Below are 18,388 nucleotides of genomic sequence, written 5' to 3'. Positions count from 1 at the left end.
GACAGACCTGAGAGCACCGGGACTCACTCCACGAAGAGCCCCCGGGCGGCGGCCTTCGCGTCGAACTCCTCCAGGCGGGCCTGCGCGTCCGGCAGATCGTCGCAGACCGCCTCCAGCAGCACCCGGCCCAGCAGCATCGGCGCGCACGCGGTGTCGAAGGCGAGGCCGGTACCGACGCTGGCGGGCAGCAGCAGGTCGGAGTGCTTGGCGACGGGCGCGAACGCGGAGTCGGCGACGGTGACGACGGTCAGGCCGACGTCCTGGGCGTGGGCGAGGGTGTCGACCACCTCGCGCGGATGGCGGGGCAGCGCGAAGCAGAGCAGGGCGCTGGCGCCCGCGCGGACGGCCGCGTCGATGCGGTCCTGGATCATCGTGCCGCCCTCGTCGAGCAGCCGGACGTCCGGGTGGACCTTGGCGGCGAAGTACGCGAAGCCGTACGCCTGGGAGGCGGCGGCGCGCAGACCGAGCACCGGCAGCGGGCGGGAGGCGGCGAGGATCCGCCCGGCCTGCTGCACCGGGCGCGGGTCGGCGAGCAGCTCGGCGAGGTGGCGCAGGTTCTCGATCTCGGCCTCGACGGCGAGCTGGTACTCGTTGTGCACACCGTTCTCGGGGGCCGGTTCGGCGGGCACCACCTCGCGCAGGTGCCGGCGCAGCGCGGGGTAGCCGTCGAAGCCGAGGGCGACCGCGAACCGGGTCACCGACGGCTGGCTGACCCCGGCCAGTTCGGCCAGCTCCACGCTGGACAGGAAGGGCACGTCGGCGGCGCGCCGCACCATGCTGTGCGCGATGCGGCGCTGGGTCGGCGTGAGCCGGTGGCCCTCGAAGAGCGCCTGCAACCGGTTGGCCGGGCTGTCGGTCACGCTCATCACGTACTCCCCCTCGCTTGTCCTCACCGCCCCGGGAGAGTACAGCGCCGGGGCCGCACCGAACACGGACCGATATTCAGACAAGGTTTCGCTGTATACCGTTATACAGCGTGGACCCGGTCCGCCGCGCCCCTGCGCCAAACGAACCCCGACGTCAGGACGCCGAGGCCCGCCGCCCGGGGCGCTCGACGGGGAAGCCGTGCGCGCGGGCTCCGAGTACGACGGCCAGGACGGGGGCCAGTAGGGCGAGCGTGCTCCATGGGAAGGAGTCGGGGCCGAGGGTGTCGAGCAGCAGGCCGCCGGCCGCGCCGCCGGCGGCCATGGACGAGTTCCACGTGGTGACCAGCAGCGCCTGCGCCCGGTCGCCACCGGCGTCGGTGACCGCGGTCTGGAGCAGGGCGCCCATGCCGCCCCAGCCGAGCCCCCACAGCACCGTCGCGCCGTACACCGCGATGGCGTTGCCTGCCCCTGTGAGCAGCAGTACGGCCGCCACCAGGAAGAGCGCGGTGCCCGCGATGGTCAGGACCCGCAGCCTGCGGTCGACCAGGGCGCCGGTGACGAGGATGCTCGCCACGGAGGCGATGCCGAAGACCAGCAGCACGAGATCGCGGGAGCCGCCCATGCCGTGCCGGTCGAGGAACGCGGCGATGTAGGTGTAGAGGATGTTGTGCGCCAGGACGTAGGCGGCGACCACGAACAGCACCGGGAGCACACCGGGCAGCCGGAGCGCGCCGAGGATCGACGCGCCCCTTCCGGGCCGTCGGCCGGGGTGGTCCGGCACCGAGACGGTGATCCAGCCGAGCAGCAGCACGGAGACCAGGGCCGTCAGCCCGAAGGTCGCCCGCCAGCCGATCGCCGCCCCGAGGAAGGTGCCGACGGGGATGCCCACGGAGAGCGCCAGCGGGACCCCGCCCATGGTGATCGCGATGGACCTGCCCACCAGCCGCGAGGGCGCCAGCCGGCGGGCGTAGCCCACGAGTTCGGCCCAGATCACGGCCGCGGCCACCCCGGCGGCCAGCCGGAAGGCCATGGTCAGCGGGTAACTGGAGGACAGGGCGGTGACGGCGTTCGCGACGGTGATGGTCAGGACCGCGAGCAGCAGCAGCCGCTTGCGGCGCCAGGTCGCGGTGGCCAGGGACACGGGGATCGCGGAGAGGCCCGTGGCGAGCGCGTAGACCGTCAGGGTCTGGCCCGCCGCGGCCTCGCCGACGGAGAGGTCACGGGCCATCTCCGGCAGGACGCCGGCGGGCAGCGCCTCGGTGAGGATGGCCATGAAGGCCGCCGCGGCCAGCGCGAGCAGCGCCGAAAGGGGCAGTTTGGCGGCGGGGGCCGGCAGAACAGCGGTGTGCGGGGATGCCTGAGACGTTGACATGACTGTTAGGGTTCAACCCTCACATTTATGTGAAGGTCAAGCCGGTCCGAGGAGACGACGTCATGCGCATCGGGGAACTGGCCGAACGCACCGGCACACCGCGCCGGATGCTGCGCTACTACGAGGACCAGGGGCTGCTCGTCTCGGACCGCGCGGCGAACGGCTACCGGGAGTACGGCGAGCCCTGTGTGGACCGGGTCCTCCAGATCAGGGGGCTGCTCGACTCCGGACTGCCGACCCGCGTCATCAAGCAGATCCTGCCCTGCCTCAAGGAACCCCGGGCGATCCACGTCACGGACGCCACGCCCGAGACGATGGCGACGCTGGAGCGCGAGCGGGACCGGATGACCCAGCGCATCGAGTGCCTGCTGCGCAGCCGGGACGCCATCTCCGACTATGTCGAGGCGGTCCGCGTGAACCAGGCGCGCGGCGCGTCGGGGGTTTCCTGCGACGGCGCCGTTCAAGACGCCGCCGTCCAGGACGACGCCGTTCAAGGGGCGGTATCCGGGCGGCGATGATCCGGCGCGGAAACGGCCAAGTGTCGTTAAATCGCCACCCTGAGTGATGGTTCGCGTGCCTACGGTGAACACTACTGGCACGAACACCGAGGAAGCGTCATGGCCACCCCCCACCGGGCCTTACGGACGCCGACCGCGCCCGCTCCCCGTCCGCCCTGTCCTCCTTTTCCCTCGCTCGTCCCCCCACCCGGCGCGGACGAGCCACGGCCCACCGCCGCCGCCGTCCTGGACGAACTCCTCGCCGGCAACGCCCGCTCCACCGGCGGCCTCCCCCGGCAGCCGTACGTCCGTCCCACCGGGCGGCGGCCGTGCGCGGTGGTCATCGGCTGTGTGGACGCGCCCGTACCGCCGGAGCTGGTCCTGGACCAGCCGCTCGGGGACTTGCTGTGCGTCCGTACCGCCGGGCTGGTCCTGGACGAGGCCGTGCTGGCGTCCGTGCAGTACGGCGTGCAGGAACTCGGCGCGCCGCTCGTGCTGGTCCTCGGACACGAGCGGTGCGCCGCGGTGGCCGCCACGCTGGAGCGGCTGCGCACCGGGGCGCCGGTGCCGGGCCATCTGGAGCTGCTGGTGGAGGAGATCGCCCCCGCCGCCCGCCGCACCCGGAACCGGCCCGGCGACTGGGCGGAGCACACCCTGCGGGCCCAGACCACCTGGGTGCGGGACGCGATCCGGGCCGACCCAGCGTTCGGGGCGGCCCGGGTGGTGGCCGCACGGGTGGACGCCGGGCCGGGGCTGGTGTCGCTGCTGCCCTGAGGTCGCCCGAGGCCGCTCCGAGTCCGCCCTGAGGGGTTCGCACCACCTCAAGAGGGGGGCTTTCCCCAGTGCGGTGGGGGCCCGGCGTTTTCTAGGGTGAGGGCATGAGCGCACGTGACCCGCAGGACGTCGGACTCAAGGGCGACGCCGAGCTGCGGAAGGACCTCGACGCGACCGTCCGGGCCCGCCGGGACCTGGGGGACGACTATGACTCCGCCCTGGTCGAGTCCTTCCTGGAGAAGGTCGAGCAGCGGCTCGACGGCGCGGTGGACCGGCGGGTGCGGCGACAGGTGGCCGAGCAGCAGATGGCCGCCGCGCGCGGCGCCGCCGGGCGACGGAACCCGGTGGACTCCTGGGGCGAGCGGTACGGCTTCGCCCTGCTCACCCTGGTCCTCGCCGTCCCGCTGTCCGCGATCGCCGGCGCCCTCGCCGGACTCTCTGGAATGGTGGCCACCTGGATCGGGATCGTCGGGGTCAACGCGACCCAGGCGATACGCCAGCACCCCGAACTGCTGTCGGGGCGGCGCCGCTCCGGCGGTGACGACTGAGATCCCGGGCCGCGGAAGAGATTTGCGCGGGGACCGCCGCACCCCCGTTGCCGGGGGGCGGGACGACGGCGGTCCCCGCGGGGGATGCGGGCCGGGTCAGGGCCGGGCCGCGCATCCTTGGCGTCCATGGAGGTCCGGGAGCCGCTCCGGAGGTCCGTGACGCCGACAACCCCTAATCTGCCGGACGCGTGTTAAGACGGTGCTGCGTACACGTGACACCCTCGTACCACTTGCGCGGCGATTCGAACGCCCCTGGTCACCGCGAGTTCGCCGAGGTCACGGGCTCGTGGGCGAGGCGGCCGAGGGCTACTGCTTGCCGCAGACGCTGCACGCGAAGGACTGCTGGGAGACGCAGTTCCCGTGGTCGTCGTAGGTGTACACCGTGCTCTTAGTCCCGGGGCATCCGGGGGTCGCGCCGCACGGAACCGCTTGATCCTCCTGGTGGCCCATGGGTGAACACCTCCTTGTGCTCCGCGCTGGGGCGCCAGAGCCGCTCGCAGTTCGCGCAGTACCAGAACCAGTTGTCCGGCATGCGCTCAGTGATCTGGGTGACGTCCTTCCACAGCGGCCGCGAGTCCGGGCAGGCGGGGCATGAAGGCGGCGTCGGCATCGGCATCGGCATCGGCATCTGTGGCCGCCTCACAGGGTGAGGCGCTCGGCGGCCTCCTGGATGACCGTGTCCTCGGGGTCGGCGTACTGCCAGTCGCACCGGCCGGGGTGTCCCGTGAAGAGGGTGCAGCCCGGGGCCAGCGGGGTCGGCCTGTTCATGCAGCACTCGATGTCCTCGAACCACTGCTCGGCCGCCCCGTCGCGCCAGCACACGAAGACATCGGAGTCCGGGGCCGCGCTCGCGCCGGTGCGGAGGAACGCCGCGTGGTGGTCGTGCGGAACGTCTTCGAGCAGGCACCGCAGCGAGCGGGACGCCGCCCAGTCGATGTCCGCTCGCGGAGACGGAATCCGCATCGCGAGGGCGAGGACGGCGTCGTCCAGGGCGGTCGTGGCCTTGCATCGGAACATCGTGGGCTCCCGGGCGCGGTTGCGGTGAAGGTCGGTCAGGTGGCGGGACGCTGGTCCCACCGCTGGTTGCACTGGTGGATGTAGGTCCGTACGAACGCGCAGCAGTCCTCGCAGGCGTAGGCCGGCGCGCGCTGCCCGTCGTGCTCGACCGGACCGATCCAGAAGACGTACTTGGTGTGGCGGCACAGGAGGCAGAGGCCCCGTGTCAAAGGCCGGGCCCTCACGGGCGGTTGCTGTCGCGGTGCCGCAGGCATCGGCACGGCGGCCAGGCGCTGGAGAACTCGGGCCGCTTGAGGGGGGTCACCTCGTGCGCCTTCCGCACCACGTGCCGGTTCCCCTGGCGGTCCACCCGGTACACGGCGAGGGTCATCAAACCTTGATCACCCTGGCCCTGACGCCGGCCTCCACCGTCAGAATCAGCTCCTCCACGTGGTCCAGCCGCAGACCGTTGCGGAAGGCGAGGCGGGGCCCCGAGGCCGTCTGGACGACGTCCACGTCGACCAGCCAACCGGCCTGACTGAAGGCGCACTTCAGCCGGGCCGTCATGTCGTCCGGCCGCAGCCCGCACTCCGCGGATCTCACCGGAGCGCACGTCGGCAACTCGGAGGGGTAGCGCTGCCGCAGGAGCAGTCCGTCGAGCAGCAGGTAGAGCAGGGCACGTCCCTGCCGTACGTTGCAGTCACCCAGTCGGATGACGAAATCCCGGCCCTCGTTCGGCGCCAACCGTGCGTGGAACTGGGGGAGTTTGATGGCCGCGTCGTTCAAAACCGCAGCCAGAGAGTTGGTGATCTCCGCGACCTCGATGGCCGTGCTGGTGTGGGGGTGCATCGCCCAGCCTTTCTCAACCACTCCTCTGTGTAGCGGAGTCGCTACCGAGCGCCTTCAGAGTGACCTACAGTGGAAACCCCTTCAACTGGTCAGGCTGGAACGGAAGGACGTCGAACGACTCTTGAACCGCAAGGAGTTGAACCCCGACGCCTCGCCTCAGGCGGCCTTCGGGGCGCGTATGCGCAGCAAGCGCGAGACACGCGGCTGGACCCAGGAGGATCTGGCCACCCTCACGGAATATTCCAGCGTGCATATCTCGGCCATCGAAACTGGTCGGAAGCCTCCAACCCTCCGCTTTTCGCGTAGTGCTGACTGGGCGTTCGGCATCGCGGACACGGCGGAGTCGTTCGAGCGCGAGTACCGCGAGATCAAGCACGGCAACCTGCTGGAGGGCTTCCCGGAGTACATCAAGTACGAGGGGCGGGCGGCGGAGATCCGGCTGTACGAGATCGGGATCGTCCCTGGACTGCTCCAGACGCCGGAGTACGCGCGGGTGCTGGCGAACAGCGCGGTGCGGCGAGGCGCCATCACACCCGAACAGGCCGATGAGCGCGTTGCGTTCCTCGCGGAGCGGCAGGCCGCCCTGGAGCGACCCCGGCCGCCCATGATCCTCGTGGTGATGGACGAGAGCTGCGTTCGCAGACTGGTAGGCGGCTCCAAAGTCATGAGCGCTCAGCTCGACCGGCTGGCACAGTTCGCCGAACTACCGAACACTGTGCTCCAAGTCGCTCCGTACGACATAGGGGAGCGTCGTACGTTTGACCTCCCTATGTACCTGCTGACGATGCCGGACCTGTCCGTGGTCGCATACGCGGAGTCCCAATTGCGAGGACACGTGGATCGCGAAACGACAGCCGTACTCCCCCTGTTATCGGCCTACCATCAGTTGCAGGCCGAAGCTCTGCCCCAGGCGGCATCGGTGGCCATGATCCATGAGGTACGAAAGGGCACCCCGTGACGACCGACTTCCCCCGCTGGTTCACGTCCTCCTACAGCAACAACGGCGGCGCCTGCGTGGAGGTCGCCGCCAACGTCCCCGGCATCGTGCCCGTACGCGACACCAAGGACCGCGACGCCGGCACCCTCACCTTCAGCACCAACTCCTGGTCCGCCTTCGTCCAGTTCGCCTCCCAGGAGGACACCCTGTGACGGACTTCCCCCGCTGGTTCACGTCCTCCTACAGCGACAACGGCGGCAACTGCGTGGAAGTCGCCACCAACGTCCCCGGCACCGTCCCCGTACGCGACACTAAGGACCGTGACGCCGGTACCCTCACTTTTGGCACCGATTCCTGGTCCACGTTCGTCCAGTTCGCCTCTCACCAGAGCGCCTGAACGCACCCGGACACCAGAACGGGCCCCCTCCCAGCCGGGAAGGGGCCCGTGTCGTTGGGACTACTTGGTGCCGCCCTTGGCCAGGAAGGACAGCAGGTCCTGGCGGCTGACGACGCCCTTGGGCTTGCCCTCGACCAGGACGATCGCCGCGTCCGCCGTGCCGAGCACCTGCATCAGGTCGCCGACCGGCTCACCGGAACCGACCTGCGGCAGCGGAGCGGACATGTGCTTCTCCAGCGGGTCCTCCAGGGAGGCGCGCTGGGAGAACAGGGCGTCGAGCAGCTCGCGCTCCACGACCGAGCCGACGACCTCCGCGGCCATCACGTCCGGGTGACCCGCGCCCGGCTTGACGACGGGCATCTGCGAGACGCCGTACTCGCGCAGCACCTCGATGGCCTGGCCGACGGTCTCCTCCGGGTGCATGTGCACCAGGGAGGGGATGGTCGCGCCCGCCTTGTCCTTCAGGACGTCGGCGACGCGGGCGCTCGGGCCCTCGTCCTCCAGGAAGCCGTAGTCGGCCATCCACTCGTCGTTGAAGATCTTCGAGAGGTAGCCGCGGCCGCTGTCCGGGAGCAGCACCACGACGACGTCGTCCGGGCCGAGCCGCTCGGCGACGCGCAGCGCGGCGACCACGGCCATGCCGCAGGAGCCGCCCACCAGCAGGCCCTCCTCCTTGGCGAGGCGGCGGGTCATCTGGAAGGCGTCCTTGTCGGACACGGCCACGATCTCGTCGGCGACGGTGCGGTCGTAGGCGGTCGGCCAGAAGTCCTCACCGACGCCCTCGATCAGGTACGGGCGCCCGGAGCCGCCCGAGTAGACGGAGCCCTCCGGGTCGGCGCCGATGACCTGGACCTTGCCGTCGCTGGCGTCCTTCAGATAGCGGCCGGTGCCGGAGATGGTGCCGCCGGTGCCGACGCCCGCCACGAAGTGGGTGATCTTCCCCTCGGTCTGGTCCCACAGCTCCGGGCCGGTGGAGTGGTAGTGCGACAGCGGGTTGTTCGGGTTGGAGTACTGGTCGGGCTTCCAGGCGCCGGGGGTCTCGCGCACCAGGCGGTCGGAGACGTTGTAGTACGAGTCCGGGTGCTCGGGGTCCACGGCGGTCGGGCAGACGACGACCTCGGCGCCGTAGGCACGCAGCACGTTGATCTTGTCGGTGCTCACCTTGTCAGGGCATACGAAAATGCACTTGTAGCCCTTCTGCTGGGCCACGATCGCCAGACCCACACCGGTGTTGCCGCTGGTGGGCTCCACGATGGTGCCGCCGGGCTTGAGCTCCCCGCTCTCCTCAGCGGCCTCGATCATGCGCAGGGCGATGCGGTCCTTCACGGAACCGCCCGGGTTGAAGTACTCCACCTTGGCCAGGACGGTCGCCTGGATGCCCTTGGTCACGTTGTTGAGCTTCACCAGCGGGGTGTCGCCGACGAGGCTGATCATCGAGTCGTGGAATCGCACCGTTGTCTCCGGTCGCTGCAAAAAGTGGTCGTAGTGGTGCCGTCAGCCTACGGCCACCGGCACGGCTCGGGCGGTCGTTCACTCCCCGTCGAGATTGACGCACGCCCTGTACGGGGCAAGGAGTGGGTGTACGGCTACGAGGAGGTGGCGGCGACGCATGACGAACATGTCGAGGGCGCGGGTGGCCCGGCGGATCGCGGCCGGGGCGGCGTACGGCGGGGGCGGGGCCGGGCTGGTCGGAGCGGCCGCGGTCGGACTGCTGCTCGCGGAGGTGCGGCTGGCCCGCCGCCATGTGGGCAACGGCACCGGCGAGCGGGTACCGGGCGCGGAGGGGACGTACGGCCGGGTGTACGACGTACCCGGCGAGCCGCCGCTGCGCCTGGTGATGCTCGGCGACTCCACGGCCGCGGGGCAGGGCGTGCACCGGTCGGGGCAGACGCCGGGCGCGCTGCTGGCCTCCGGACTCGCGGCGGTCGCGGAACGCCCCGTGGAGCTGCGGAACGTGGCGCTGACCGGGGCGCAGTCCGACGATCTGGACCGCCAGGTCGCGCTGGTGCTGTCGGCCGGGCCGCCCGCCCCGGACATCTGCGTGATCATGATCGGCGCGAACGATGTGACGCACCGGATGCCGCCGACGCGTTCGGTACGGCATCTGTCGGCGGCCGTACGGCGGCTGCGCACGGCCGGCGCGGAGGTGGTGGTCGGCACCTGTCCCGACCTCGGCACCATCGAGCCGGTGCAGCAGCCGCTGCGCTGGCTGGCGCGGCGGGCCTCGCGGCAGCTGGCGGCGGCGCAGACGATCGGGGTGGTTGAGCAGGGCGGGCGCACGGTCTCGCTGGGCGATCTGCTGGGCCCCGAGTTCGCGGCCAATCCCCGGGAGCTGTTCGGCCCGGACAACTACCACCCCTCGGCCGAGGGCTACGCCACGGCGGCGATGGCCGTGCTGCCCACGGTGTGCGCGGCGCTGGGCCTGTGGCCGGCGGAGGAGGACCGGCCGGACCTGACCCGGCGCGAGGGGTTCATGCCGGTGGCCCGGGCGGCGGCCGAGGCCGCGTCGGAGGCCGGTACGGAGGTCACGGCCGCGATGCCGACGGGGCCGCGCGGCCCCTGGGCGCTGCTCAAGCGGCGCCATCGCCGCCGGGTCCCGGAGCCCGAGGCGGCGACGCCGTCCCCCTGACGGCACCTGGCCGGGAGCGCTCACGGCATCCGTGGCCAAGCAAGCGCTTAGAAACTGCGGTCAGAGTCACACCCCCACACCGATGACCTGTCAACTACGGCCGGGTAACTTCCAGACCGGCCCTGCACAACACCCCGTTCATCTGGAGCCCCGATGCCCGAAGCCGTGATCGTCTCGACCGCCCGCTCCCCCATCGGCCGCGCCGGCAAGGGGTCGCTCAAGGATCTGCGCGCCGACGACCTCGCCGCCACGATCATCCAGGCCGCGCTCGCCAAGGTGCCCGAGCTGGACCCGACGGACATCGACGACCTGATGCTCGGCTGCGGCCTGCCCGGCGGCGAGCAGGGCAACAACCTCGGCCGGATCGTCGCCGTGCAGATGGGCATGGACCACCTGCCCGGCTGCACCATCACCCGCTACTGCTCCTCCTCGCTCCAGACCTCCCGGATGGCCCTGCACGCCATCAAGGCCGGCGAGGGCGATGTCTTCATCTCGGCCGGTGTCGAGACGGTCTCGCGCTTCGCCAAGGGCAGCTCCGACAGCTTCCCGGACAGCCACAACCCGTTCTTCGCCGAGGCCGAGGCCCGCACCGAGGCCGTCGCGCGGCAGGAGGGCACCAGCTGGCACGACCCGCGCGAGGACGGTCTTGTCCCGGACGCGTACATCGCGATGGGCCAGACCGCCGAGAACCTGGCCCGCTGGAAGGGCATCACCCGCCAGGAGATGGACGAGTTCGGCGTCCGCTCGCAGAACCTCGCCGAGCAGGCCATCGCGGCGGGCTTCTGGGAGCGCGAGATCACCCCGGTCACGCTGCCCGACGGCACCGTCGTCAGCAAGGACGACGGGCCGCGCGCCGGCGTCACCCTGGAGGGCGTCTCCGGCCTGAAGCCGGTCTTCCGCCCCGACGGCCTGATCACGGCCGGCAACTGCTGCCCGCTCAACGACGGCGCCGCCGCCCTGGTCGTCATGAGCGACACCAAGGCCCGCGAGCTGGGCCTGACCCCGCTCGCCCGCATCGTCTCCACCGGCGTCTCCGCCCTCTCCCCCGAGATCATGGGCCTCGGCCCGGTCGAGGCCAGCAAGCAGGCGCTGCGCCGGGCCGGTCTGACCTCGGACGACATCGACCTGGTCGAGATCAACGAGGCCTTCGCCGCCCAGGTGATCCCCTCCTACCGCGAGCTGGGCTTCGACCTCGACAAGGTGAACGTCAACGGCGGCGCGATCGCCGTCGGCCACCCCTTCGGCATGACCGGCGCCCGGATCACCGGCACCCTGATCAACTCCCTCCAGTGGCACGACAAGCAGTTCGGCCTGGAGACAATGTGCGTCGGCGGCGGCCAGGGCATGGCGATGGTCATCGAGCGCCTCAGCTGATCCGGTCCGCCCGCACCGGCTGACCAACCGTCCGTAGCGAATCGCGCACTTTACGTCAGGGATCGGCCCAGAACCCGCAAAACCACCGGGTTCTGGGCCTTTCTGTGATCCAATCTCCCCCAGGATGTGACCTATCTCCCCCACTCGGGCATCGGCGCAGGTCAGCACCGGACGGCAGACCGCCGCAAGTGATCGCGAGACCAAAGAACTGTCCGTTTCGTGACGTTACGCACTGACAGCTGGGTAGTCCGCCCTTCAAGCTGATGTAGGAAGTCGGGGGTCGACTTTGAACCTGGGAGTACGTCAGTGAGCGCCATGCCGATCGCCCTGCTGCTCACCACGGCCGCCACGGGCGCCGTGGGCGTCGCCGTCCTGCGCACCGTGCTGAAGCTGCGCCGTCAGCTCACGGAGCTTCAGGCACAGCTCGCGGAGAACCAGTCCGCGGCGACGCAAGCGCTGCTGCCGCACGCCCGCACCCACGCCGACACCGAGCGGATACGCGCGGCCGTGGCCGAGGCGCTCGCCGAGGAGCGGGAGCGGGAACTCGCCGAGGCACGCGCCTTCTGGGCCGCGCAGGAGGCCCGGGACGCCTCCGACGCGCCCTCGGTGCTCGGCCTGCCCGACCATGAGCCCTTCCTGCCGCGGCAGTCCGACTTCGCGGGCCTGGAGCCGGTGGCGGAGTCCGCCGCCGACACCGACGAGTTCGCCGGGGAGTCCCCGGAGCTGGCCGCGGCCCGCCGCCGGCACCCCTCCCACCCGGACTTCGTCCCGGCCCAGTCGGCCGCGGGCGACCATGAGCGCACGGCCACCACGCTGGAGCATCTGGCCGACGAGCGCGTGGAGCTGGCCGATGTGCGCCCCGGTCCGCTCGGCACCCTGGACGTCTATGTCTTCGCCGACGGCACCACGCTGTGCATGACGCCGGGTCACCGGGAGACGGCCGAGCGCCTCGCGCGGGCCGTGGAGGCGGGCGAGGCCCCCTATCTGCTGGGCGGTTCGGGTGTCTCCGGCGCCTACACGCTCACCTTCACCTGCGGCAAGGACATGATCTACATCCTGGCGGACCGCGTCATCGCGTCCCTGTAGCGGGACGGCGGCGCCGGCTCACGGCGCCTTGGCCCCCGATCCCGTTCGAAACCCGGGCGGCGCGCTCAAACCCCCGCCCGCCCCCGCGCCTCCTCGACCAGCCGTACCGCCTCGCCGACCTCGTCGTCGTTCTTCAGCACCAGCGCCAAGTCGTGCGCGGCCACCACGATCTGATCGGCCACCGCGAACATCCCCGCGTCCGGCATCTCCCGCGGCTCGGTGCCCGGCTCCTCCACCGCCTGTGCCCGGCGGGCCAACTCCCGGGCCAGTTCCAGCGCGGCCCCGGCGGCGCTGCGCTGAAGCCTGCTCTGCGGCGCGGCACGCAGCCGGTCGGCGAAGTGATCCACTGCTTGGGTCAGGGGTGTCGTATCAACCACGCGCCGAGCGTAACGCGCCGCACTGTTGCCAAGAGGCGAACCCTCGGGCACGGTGACGTGAAGGACCGGCCCACATCCCCTTTGCGCCCGGAGGTGCCGATGTCCCAAGTCTTCTCCGAGGAGACCCATCGCAATATGCTCGCCCGCATCCCGCACTGCACCGGTCGTGAGGTCTCCGACTGGCTGCGCACCGTCGAAGAAGGCCCCGCCCTGTTCCGCTTCGAGGAGAAGGTCACCTGGCTGAGGCACGAGTACGACCTGGCGTACGGCCACGCCAAGGCCATCGTGCACGAGTACGACCTGCGCAGGGCGGCCCGCAAGCTGCTCTGAGACACCCGCCCCGGACGGCGAAGGGCCCCGGACGGGAAGCCCGGGGCCCTTGGCCGAACTGCGCGCCGTACGCGCGCTAGTCGTTGTTGGTGAAGATCGCCACCAGACGCAGCATCTCCAGGTAGATCCACACCAGGGTGACGGTGAGACCGAACGCGGCGAGCCAGGACTCGTTGCGCGGCGCGCCGTAGGCGATGCCGTCCTCGATCTGCTTGAAGTCGAGGGTCAGGAAGAACGCGCCGAGCAGGATCGCGATGATGCCGACGACCGCGCCGAGCGGGCCGAAGCTGCGCAGGCCGCCGTCCTCGGCGACGCCGAACACGACCAGCAGCAGATTGACCACCATGACGGCCATGAAGGCCATCGCGATGGCGAGACCGATACGGGCGTAGCGCGCGGTGACGCGGATCCAGCCGGCCTTGTAGACAAGGAGGGTGGCGCCGGTGACGGCCATGGTGCCGAGCACCGCCTGGAAGGGGGCGCCCTGCCAGCGGCTGTTGTACATCTCGCTGATGACGCCGAGGAAGACGCCCTCGAAGGCCGCGTAACCGAGGATCAGCGCGGGCACCGGGGTGCGCTTGAAGTTCTGCACCATCGCCAGGACGAACGCGATCAGCGCGGAACCGACGGCCAGGCCGTAGCTCGTGGGCGAGACCGGGAGCAGGGCCCAGGCCAGGACGGCGCCCAGGGCGACCGTACCGAGCGTGAGGGCCGAGCGGACGACGACGTCGTCCATCGTCATCCGGCCGGTGGTGGCCGGGGCCTGCGGCGGGGCGCCGTACTGGACGCCGGGCTGTCCGTAACCGCCCTGCTGCGCGTACGGGTTCTGGCCACCTTGCGCGTAGGGGTTCTGCGCGTACGGGTTGCCGCCTGCGTACCCGGCCTGTGGTGCGGCGTTGAAGCCGGCGTAGCCGTTGTCGCGGCTGAAGCCCCGTCGCGAGAAGACCGGGTTGCTGCTCCTCATCTCACTCCTCCATGGCTGCCTCGCGCAGCCTTGGCTCAAGCGTAATGGATTGGCAAAGGGTCGATCGTGGTACTTGAGGAGGATCTTTCCCGTGCCGTGTTGACCCACACGCTACGCGGAGGAGTGCGTCCCGGCCATGGGTGATCGCCTTCCATGACGAACTTGCTACCTGACCGAGCGCGTGGAGTGAGTGGTGCCCGGAGCCGGACTTGAAACCGACCCGCCGCCCTATCTGACCTGCGGCTTTCCTCTGACCTGCGCGAATCGCCGCCGATCTCACGTAACCGGGCGCAATCAGGTGCAGCCGCTGGCGGGATGTGTTCCCGTGGGAAAACGGCCGGGAACGCGGCCGAAATTTATTCAGCCTTGAGCATCTGAACAGTCGTCGGCGCACGTACTAGATAGCAGTGGGCCCGGCGACAAGCCCGCCGGGCCCACGCAGCGGCCCCGACTCCCGGCTTTGCGGAGCATGGAAGCGGGCCGCCCTGCTGCTGCCCACGCCAACAGCGCGGCCGGCAGCGGTTCTTGAGGGGCTGTTGGCCGAACCCCGCCCGACCCATTTAACCCATCCGGCGCAACCCGTGCCTAGGTAAATCTGAAAACACCATGCACATGTCGAGGGCACTTGCCAGCGGGGCGGCTCAGTTCGAGCTGTTACCTCCAGATACCCGGCCGCGTACCGCAAGAACTCACCCACACGAGTGAACCGGTGCGGCCGGTCGGGCGCAGCGAGGCCGCGTCAGACCTCCGATTCGGGCAGCACCCGCGCCACTAGATGGTCCAGACGCTCCTCCAGGACGTGGCGGCCGTCGGGGGCGATCGTGTCCAGTGCGACCATGGCGGTCACGATGACGTCCGCCAGCTCTTTCTGAACGTCGTTCCAGTCGTGAGAGCGGCCCTTGCGCGGATTGGCTCCCATCACCCCGTGCAGAGCCTCGGCGACCTCGCCGAACTCCTCGCCGATCTTGAGCGTGCGCAGCAACCGAACGTCGGCCGGGCTCGCCTCAGCGGCCTCGTCGTCCAGCCACTGCCGCAGACGGCCAACCTGCTCCCAGGTGCGGTCTCCCATGGGTCTCTCCTCGTTCGATTGTCAGAACAGTGCGGGTGCCGCCTCGGCGGCCCGCTCGACGCTGGTCACGTGGTTCGGCATCGCCGGCTGGACGGCCAGTGACACCGTGAGGGCGGAGTGGTCCGTCAGCCGGTCCTCGCCGGTGCGCACCTCGTGGACGTACGCGCACTCGCGGAGCTTGTCGGCCAGGGCCTTGGAGGCGTGCGCGTGGTCATAGCGGTAGCCGTCGCCAGTGCGGCCCACCCACGAGTATTCGAGGACCTGCGGGTAGAGCCGGCGGAAGGCATCCTGGTAGCCCACCTCGCCGAGCCACTCGTAGAAGGCGTACTCGAACGGCTGGAAGAACCGGTACCGAGGCGTGTGCGCGGGCTCCAGGATGTTGAAGTCGCCGATCACCAGGCGCTGCCGGTTCCCGGCCTCCGGGATGCCGCGGCGGCACTGTTCCAGGAACGACCGCTTCCTGAGCTTCTTCTCTTCTGACGCGTCCCGCGAGGGCACGTACAGGCCGATGACGTCGAGGGGGCCCGCGTCGGTGTCGACCGTGACGGAGACGCAGCGGTGCGGCAGGTAGCCGAGCGTGGTGGGGCCGGGCCGGGTCGCGAGCTTGGACACGATCATCACGCCGCGCTCCCCGCGGCTGCCGGGGAGCTGGAACTCGACGTCGTACCCGGCCGCCGCGAAGCGGGTCGCAAGGAATGCACAGCCCGCGCTGTCGGCGGTCTCGGTGAGCACCAGCACGGCTTCCGGGCGGTCCGCGAGGTAGGCGAGCTGGCGCTCGGCGCGCTCGCGGCTCGGATTGTTCAGGTTGAACGTCAGCACGTCCAGGGTGTTCATGCGCGGCCCTTCGTCCATCGTTCCTTGATCCCCGCGACGACAGCGCGGGCGACGTCTTCCGCGTCGGCCGTCGACGCGTCCAGCTGCATCACCGGTACGCCGGCGGTCATCAGGAACCTAGCGGCCTCGTAGTAGTAGCCGCATTCCCGCTCGGTACCGCCCGGTTCGCGCTCGTACCGGCTGTGCGGACCGCGCGCCCCGAGCCGCTTCTCGATCGCGTCGACCCGGGCATTGATGATGACCGCCAGGTCCGGCATGTCGGCATGTCTGTTCAGCTCCCACACCGAGTCCCGCGGCACGCCGTCCATCACCTGCAGCACCAACGAGGAGGCGATGTAGCGGTCACAGACGACGATCTCACCACGGGCGAGCGCCGGCCGGATCACCTGCTCAACGTGCCGGTACCGGTCGGCTGCGATCAGGCACGCCATGCTCATCCCCCGGTACTCCTCCGTGCCGTGCCGGGCGAGCTGGCCGATCGGGCTGTTGCTCGGCTCCCGCGTCCCGAGCACGGACTGGCCCTCGGCGCGCAGTAAGTCGACGACCGCGGCGACGACGGTGGACTTCCCCACCCCGCCTGGCCCGTCGATGGTGACGAACTGGCCGCTCATGACACACCGACCACAGGCAGCATGCGGGTCTGCCGGGGCACGACAGGGCACAGCTCACTGTCGACGGCGCCGATCCGCTGCCCGGAGGCGACGACGGCGGCCGGGCAGCCCTTGCCGCACCCCTTGTTCAGGGCGCAGGACCCGCAGGTCGGGTTGTCGCCGACCGTCCACCGCTCGTGGAAGCGGTAGGCGTCGAGCCGGGCCGCGATGTCGTCGTGCTCCCAGACGTTGCCGACGATGAAGTCCGTGTCCGGGTGCTGGCTGACGCGCGTGCGCGCGGCGAACACCAAGTACGGGCAGACGGTGACCTCGCCCTTCGTGAAGACGTAGATGATCGTGCCGGCCTCGCAGCCGGCGAGCGGCTTGCCGTCGTTCGGGAACCGGATGTGGACGAGCTCCAGGTCCTCATCGGCGAACGGCATCGTCAGCTCGGCGATGTGCCGCATATGGTCGTCCGGCCGGCGGAGCTTCTGCGCGCCCTTCGCCGCGCCGCGGCCCATCTCGCCGAGCGGGTTCATCAGCACGTACTTGGCGCCCTGCTCCTTGGCGAAGGCGCACAGCTCGGCGTACTCCCTGTCCTCGGCGAGGTTGTTCGGCGTGCACAGCAGGCCCTGCAGGATGCCCGCCCGCGCGAACCGCTTCACCGTCTCGACGGTCTCCTCGAACCCCTCCGGGCGGCCCCGGAACACGCCGTGGCTGTCGGCGGAGAAGCCGTCCAGGCTGACGTTCATGTGCGCGTCCAGCTCGGTGAGCGCGGTGATCTGCTCGTCCGTCACCAGGGTGGCGTTCGTGCACACGCCGACGCCCATACCGGCGTCGCGGAATGCGGCGGCGACCTCGATCACGTCCGAGTGCATGAACGGCTCACCCCCCGTCAGCGTGACCCGGTTGACTCGGGCCTCGGCCAGCTGCGGGATCAGACGCCCCCGCACCAGGTCCAGAGGCATGGTGTCGCCACGCTTCGTCGCGGAGACGAAGCAATGCTTGCAGGTCTCGTTGCACTTCTCCTCGATCTGGATGAGGGCCTTGCGGTACGGGTGGTCGACGGACGTGCGGAAGTAGCACGAGGTCGCCTGCTCTGGCGTGATGAGCGTGCGAGCGGTCAAGGGAGCCTCCCGGAATCTGTGAGACGGAGAGGGCCCCGCACAGGGGCAGCTTGGGCCCTCCGGGGGCCCGCCCGCTTCCGGGCTGTGTGACGAGCAGCGTTCAGGAAGCGGGCGGGCGTTGACGCTCCGGCCGGGGGGGAACCGTCGGCGACCGACCGGAGCGGGTCTGGCGGGCAGGGCGCGGGGGGCAGCACCGCGCGCCCTGCCCCGTGCGGATCAGGCGCAGTCGGCGAGATTCGTCAGGCCATCAGGCTCGGCAGGGCGCTCACTCTTCGCGCGCCTCATCGACGTACGCGACGATCGCCTGCTCGCTGTAGCCGTAGAACCGGCCGCGCAGCGCGTGGTCGCCGCACTCGGGCGGCGCCGGCCCCCACTCGACGCGATGGCACACCTCGGGGTGCTCCGACAGGCGCACGCGGACGTGGGGGAAGCCCTCCCGTCCGTCGAGCGCGTCGCGCATCGCCCGGAGCACCGTCACGTCGTCATCGACGCTCAAGTAGCCGCCGAGGCGCCGTCCTCCGCTCGGTACCGCCATGGACCCGGGGCCGTCCAGGACGAGGACGACCGCGGCGTCGAGCAGTGTCGGGTCGTCCAGCCGCTCGCGGTACCAGGACGCCGCCCACTCGTCGCGCCGGTCAGGCGGCCGCACTTCGACGGTCGGAGTTCGCTTCACGTCTTGTCTCCTGATCGTGTAAGAGGGGGAGTCCCGTGCCCGGGATCGGACCGGGGCAGCCGACGCGGCCGTTGATTCTCGCGACACGGCTGCTTCACG

At 70.6% G+C, this 18,388-nt stretch carries 26 protein-coding genes; 11 read left to right on the top strand and 15 right to left on the bottom strand.

Translation table 11 applies throughout. The annotated features are described in order from the left end of the window. Positions 1–23: 23 nt before the first annotated feature. Both HEP81_RS23510 and HEP81_RS23505 read right to left on the bottom strand, forming a co-directional pair. On the bottom strand, positions 24–866 hold the full coding sequence (locus HEP81_RS23510) for a MurR/RpiR family transcriptional regulator (protein ID WP_190276028.1): 843 nt from the start codon (positions 864–866) through the stop codon (positions 24–26). Positions 867–1,020: 154 nt separating this feature from the next. Next, a complete protein-coding gene (locus tag HEP81_RS23505) occupies positions 1,021–2,238 on the bottom strand; it encodes an MFS transporter (RefSeq protein WP_037653554.1) in 1,218 nt (405 codons plus the stop codon). A 62-nt stretch (positions 2,239–2,300) separates the two neighbouring features. Here HEP81_RS23505 and HEP81_RS23500 point away from each other — a divergent pair, with 62 nt between their 5' ends. The 3 genes from HEP81_RS23500 (at position 2,301) to HEP81_RS23490 (ending at position 4,057) form a co-directional block, all read left to right on the top strand. Continuing rightward, on the top strand, positions 2,301–2,756 hold the full coding sequence (locus tag HEP81_RS23500) for a MerR family transcriptional regulator (RefSeq protein ID WP_051850018.1): 456 nt from the start codon (positions 2,301–2,303) through the stop codon (positions 2,754–2,756). Positions 2,757–2,855: 99 nt separating this feature from the next. Beyond that, positions 2,856–3,509: a carbonic anhydrase gene (locus tag HEP81_RS23495; RefSeq protein WP_078967243.1), complete on the top strand. Its 654-nt coding sequence runs from the start codon at positions 2,856–2,858 to the stop codon at positions 3,507–3,509. A gap of 104 nt (positions 3,510–3,613) precedes the next feature. Next, positions 3,614–4,057 carry a hypothetical protein gene (locus tag HEP81_RS23490; protein ID WP_037653555.1) on the top strand — a complete coding sequence of 148 codons (444 nt, stop codon included), beginning with the start codon at positions 3,614–3,616 and terminating at the stop codon, positions 4,055–4,057. A 306-nt stretch (positions 4,058–4,363) separates the two neighbouring features. Here HEP81_RS23490 and HEP81_RS23485 read toward each other — a convergent pair whose 3' ends face one another. Next, positions 4,364–4,507, bottom strand: a complete 144-nt coding sequence (locus HEP81_RS23485) for a hypothetical protein (RefSeq protein ID WP_167739842.1) — start codon at positions 4,505–4,507, stop codon at positions 4,364–4,366. 2 nt (positions 4,508–4,509) lie between these two features. Here HEP81_RS23485 and HEP81_RS23480 point away from each other — a divergent pair, with 2 nt between their 5' ends. Further along, positions 4,510–4,707: a hypothetical protein gene (locus tag HEP81_RS23480; protein ID WP_037653556.1), complete on the top strand. Its 198-nt coding sequence runs from the start codon at positions 4,510–4,512 to the stop codon at positions 4,705–4,707. Here HEP81_RS23480 and HEP81_RS23475 read toward each other — a convergent pair. The 4 genes from HEP81_RS23475 to HEP81_RS23460 are packed head-to-tail and all read right to left on the bottom strand — an operon-like array spanning position 4,697 to position 5,902. Beyond that, positions 4,697–5,074 carry a hypothetical protein gene (locus HEP81_RS23475; RefSeq protein WP_037653557.1) on the bottom strand — a complete coding sequence of 126 codons (378 nt, stop codon included), beginning with the start codon at positions 5,072–5,074 and terminating at the stop codon, positions 4,697–4,699. The genes HEP81_RS23480 and HEP81_RS23475 overlap by 11 nt on opposite strands. A 35-nt stretch (positions 5,075–5,109) precedes the next feature. After that, positions 5,110–5,283, bottom strand: coding sequence for a hypothetical protein (locus tag HEP81_RS23470; RefSeq protein ID WP_157854342.1), 174 nt, complete (start codon positions 5,281–5,283; stop codon positions 5,110–5,112). Positions 5,284–5,294: 11 nt separating this feature from the next. Continuing rightward, positions 5,295–5,444, bottom strand: coding sequence for a hypothetical protein (locus HEP81_RS23465; protein ID WP_167739843.1), 150 nt, complete (start codon positions 5,442–5,444; stop codon positions 5,295–5,297). After that, positions 5,444–5,902: a hypothetical protein gene (locus HEP81_RS23460; RefSeq protein WP_037653559.1), complete on the bottom strand. Its 459-nt coding sequence runs from the start codon at positions 5,900–5,902 to the stop codon at positions 5,444–5,446. Before HEP81_RS23460 ends, HEP81_RS23465 begins: the two co-directional genes overlap by 1 nt. A gap of 121 nt (positions 5,903–6,023) precedes the next feature. Here HEP81_RS23460 and HEP81_RS23455 point away from each other — a divergent pair, with 121 nt between their 5' ends. The 3 genes from HEP81_RS23455 to HEP81_RS23445 are packed head-to-tail and all read left to right on the top strand — an operon-like array spanning position 6,024 to position 7,236. Beyond that, positions 6,024–6,860, top strand: a complete 837-nt coding sequence (locus tag HEP81_RS23455; protein ID WP_037653560.1) for a helix-turn-helix domain-containing protein — start codon at positions 6,024–6,026, stop codon at positions 6,858–6,860. Then, on the top strand, positions 6,857–7,051 hold the full coding sequence (locus tag HEP81_RS23450) for a DUF397 domain-containing protein (protein ID WP_037653561.1): 195 nt from the start codon (positions 6,857–6,859) through the stop codon (positions 7,049–7,051). Before HEP81_RS23455 ends, HEP81_RS23450 begins: the two co-directional genes overlap by 4 nt. Beyond that, positions 7,048–7,236 carry a DUF397 domain-containing protein gene (locus HEP81_RS23445; RefSeq protein WP_037653563.1) on the top strand — a complete coding sequence of 63 codons (189 nt, stop codon included), beginning with the start codon at positions 7,048–7,050 and terminating at the stop codon, positions 7,234–7,236. Before HEP81_RS23450 ends, HEP81_RS23445 begins: the two co-directional genes overlap by 4 nt. Positions 7,237–7,296: 60 nt before the next feature. Here HEP81_RS23445 and HEP81_RS23440 read toward each other — a convergent pair whose 3' ends face one another. Further along, positions 7,297–8,688, bottom strand: coding sequence for a cystathionine beta-synthase (locus HEP81_RS23440; RefSeq protein ID WP_037653564.1), 1,392 nt, complete (start codon positions 8,686–8,688; stop codon positions 7,297–7,299). Positions 8,689–8,845: 157 nt separating this feature from the next. Here HEP81_RS23440 and HEP81_RS23435 point away from each other — a divergent pair, with 157 nt between their 5' ends. The 3 genes from HEP81_RS23435 to HEP81_RS23425 all read left to right on the top strand — a co-directional run bounded on the left by HEP81_RS23435 (position 8,846) and on the right by HEP81_RS23425 (position 12,325). Continuing rightward, positions 8,846–9,865 carry an SGNH/GDSL hydrolase family protein gene (locus HEP81_RS23435; protein WP_190276027.1) on the top strand — a complete coding sequence of 340 codons (1,020 nt, stop codon included), beginning with the start codon at positions 8,846–8,848 and terminating at the stop codon, positions 9,863–9,865. Positions 9,866–10,018: 153 nt separating this feature from the next. Then, positions 10,019–11,239, top strand: a complete 1,221-nt coding sequence (locus HEP81_RS23430; RefSeq protein ID WP_037653566.1) for an acetyl-CoA C-acetyltransferase — start codon at positions 10,019–10,021, stop codon at positions 11,237–11,239. Positions 11,240–11,545: 306 nt separating this feature from the next. Beyond that, the gene (locus HEP81_RS23425; RefSeq protein ID WP_037653567.1) at positions 11,546–12,325 is read left to right on the top strand and encodes a hypothetical protein; all 780 of its coding nucleotides are present in this window, start codon (positions 11,546–11,548) and stop codon (positions 12,323–12,325) included. Positions 12,326–12,390: 65 nt separating this feature from the next. On the opposite strand, the gene HEP81_RS23420 is transcribed toward HEP81_RS23425, so the two are convergent. Further along, the gene (locus tag HEP81_RS23420; protein WP_078967244.1) at positions 12,391–12,702 is read right to left on the bottom strand and encodes a hypothetical protein; all 312 of its coding nucleotides are present in this window, start codon (positions 12,700–12,702) and stop codon (positions 12,391–12,393) included. Positions 12,703–12,801: 99 nt separating this feature from the next. On the opposite strand from HEP81_RS23420, the gene HEP81_RS23415 reads away from it, so the two are divergent. Continuing rightward, on the top strand, positions 12,802–13,032 hold the full coding sequence (locus HEP81_RS23415; RefSeq protein WP_037653570.1) for a DUF4287 domain-containing protein: 231 nt from the start codon (positions 12,802–12,804) through the stop codon (positions 13,030–13,032). Positions 13,033–13,108: 76 nt separating this feature from the next. Here HEP81_RS23415 and HEP81_RS23410 read toward each other — a convergent pair whose 3' ends face one another. The 6 genes from HEP81_RS23410 to HEP81_RS23385 form a co-directional block, all read right to left on the bottom strand. Further along, positions 13,109–13,996, bottom strand: a complete 888-nt coding sequence (locus HEP81_RS23410; RefSeq protein WP_037653571.1) for a Bax inhibitor-1/YccA family protein — start codon at positions 13,994–13,996, stop codon at positions 13,109–13,111. A gap of 739 nt (positions 13,997–14,735) precedes the next feature. Further along, on the bottom strand, positions 14,736–15,065 hold the full coding sequence (locus HEP81_RS23405; protein ID WP_037653572.1) for a MazG-like family protein: 330 nt from the start codon (positions 15,063–15,065) through the stop codon (positions 14,736–14,738). 21 nt (positions 15,066–15,086) lie between these two features. Next, entirely contained in the window at positions 15,087–15,899 is an 813-nt protein-coding gene (locus HEP81_RS23400; protein WP_037653783.1) for an endonuclease/exonuclease/phosphatase, read from the bottom strand. Further along, positions 15,896–16,510 carry a dTMP kinase gene (tmk, locus tag HEP81_RS23395; RefSeq protein WP_037653573.1) on the bottom strand — a complete coding sequence of 205 codons (615 nt, stop codon included), beginning with the start codon at positions 16,508–16,510 and terminating at the stop codon, positions 15,896–15,898. The genes HEP81_RS23400 and tmk overlap by 4 nt, the downstream gene beginning before the upstream one ends. Continuing rightward, positions 16,507–17,616 carry a radical SAM/SPASM domain-containing protein gene (locus HEP81_RS23390; protein WP_037653574.1) on the bottom strand — a complete coding sequence of 370 codons (1,110 nt, stop codon included), beginning with the start codon at positions 17,614–17,616 and terminating at the stop codon, positions 16,507–16,509. Before HEP81_RS23390 ends, tmk begins: the two co-directional genes overlap by 4 nt. 265 nt (positions 17,617–17,881) lie before the next feature. Beyond that, positions 17,882–18,289: a DUF6302 family protein gene (locus tag HEP81_RS23385; RefSeq protein WP_157854344.1), complete on the bottom strand. Its 408-nt coding sequence runs from the start codon at positions 18,287–18,289 to the stop codon at positions 17,882–17,884. Positions 18,290–18,388 lie beyond the last annotated feature (99 nt).

The sequence above is a fragment of the Streptomyces griseofuscus genome, from assembly GCF_014673495.1.
Lineage (GTDB): Bacteria > Actinomycetota > Actinomycetes > Streptomycetales > Streptomycetaceae > Streptomyces > Streptomyces murinus.
This window is presented reverse-complemented; position numbering and strand designations above follow the sequence as displayed.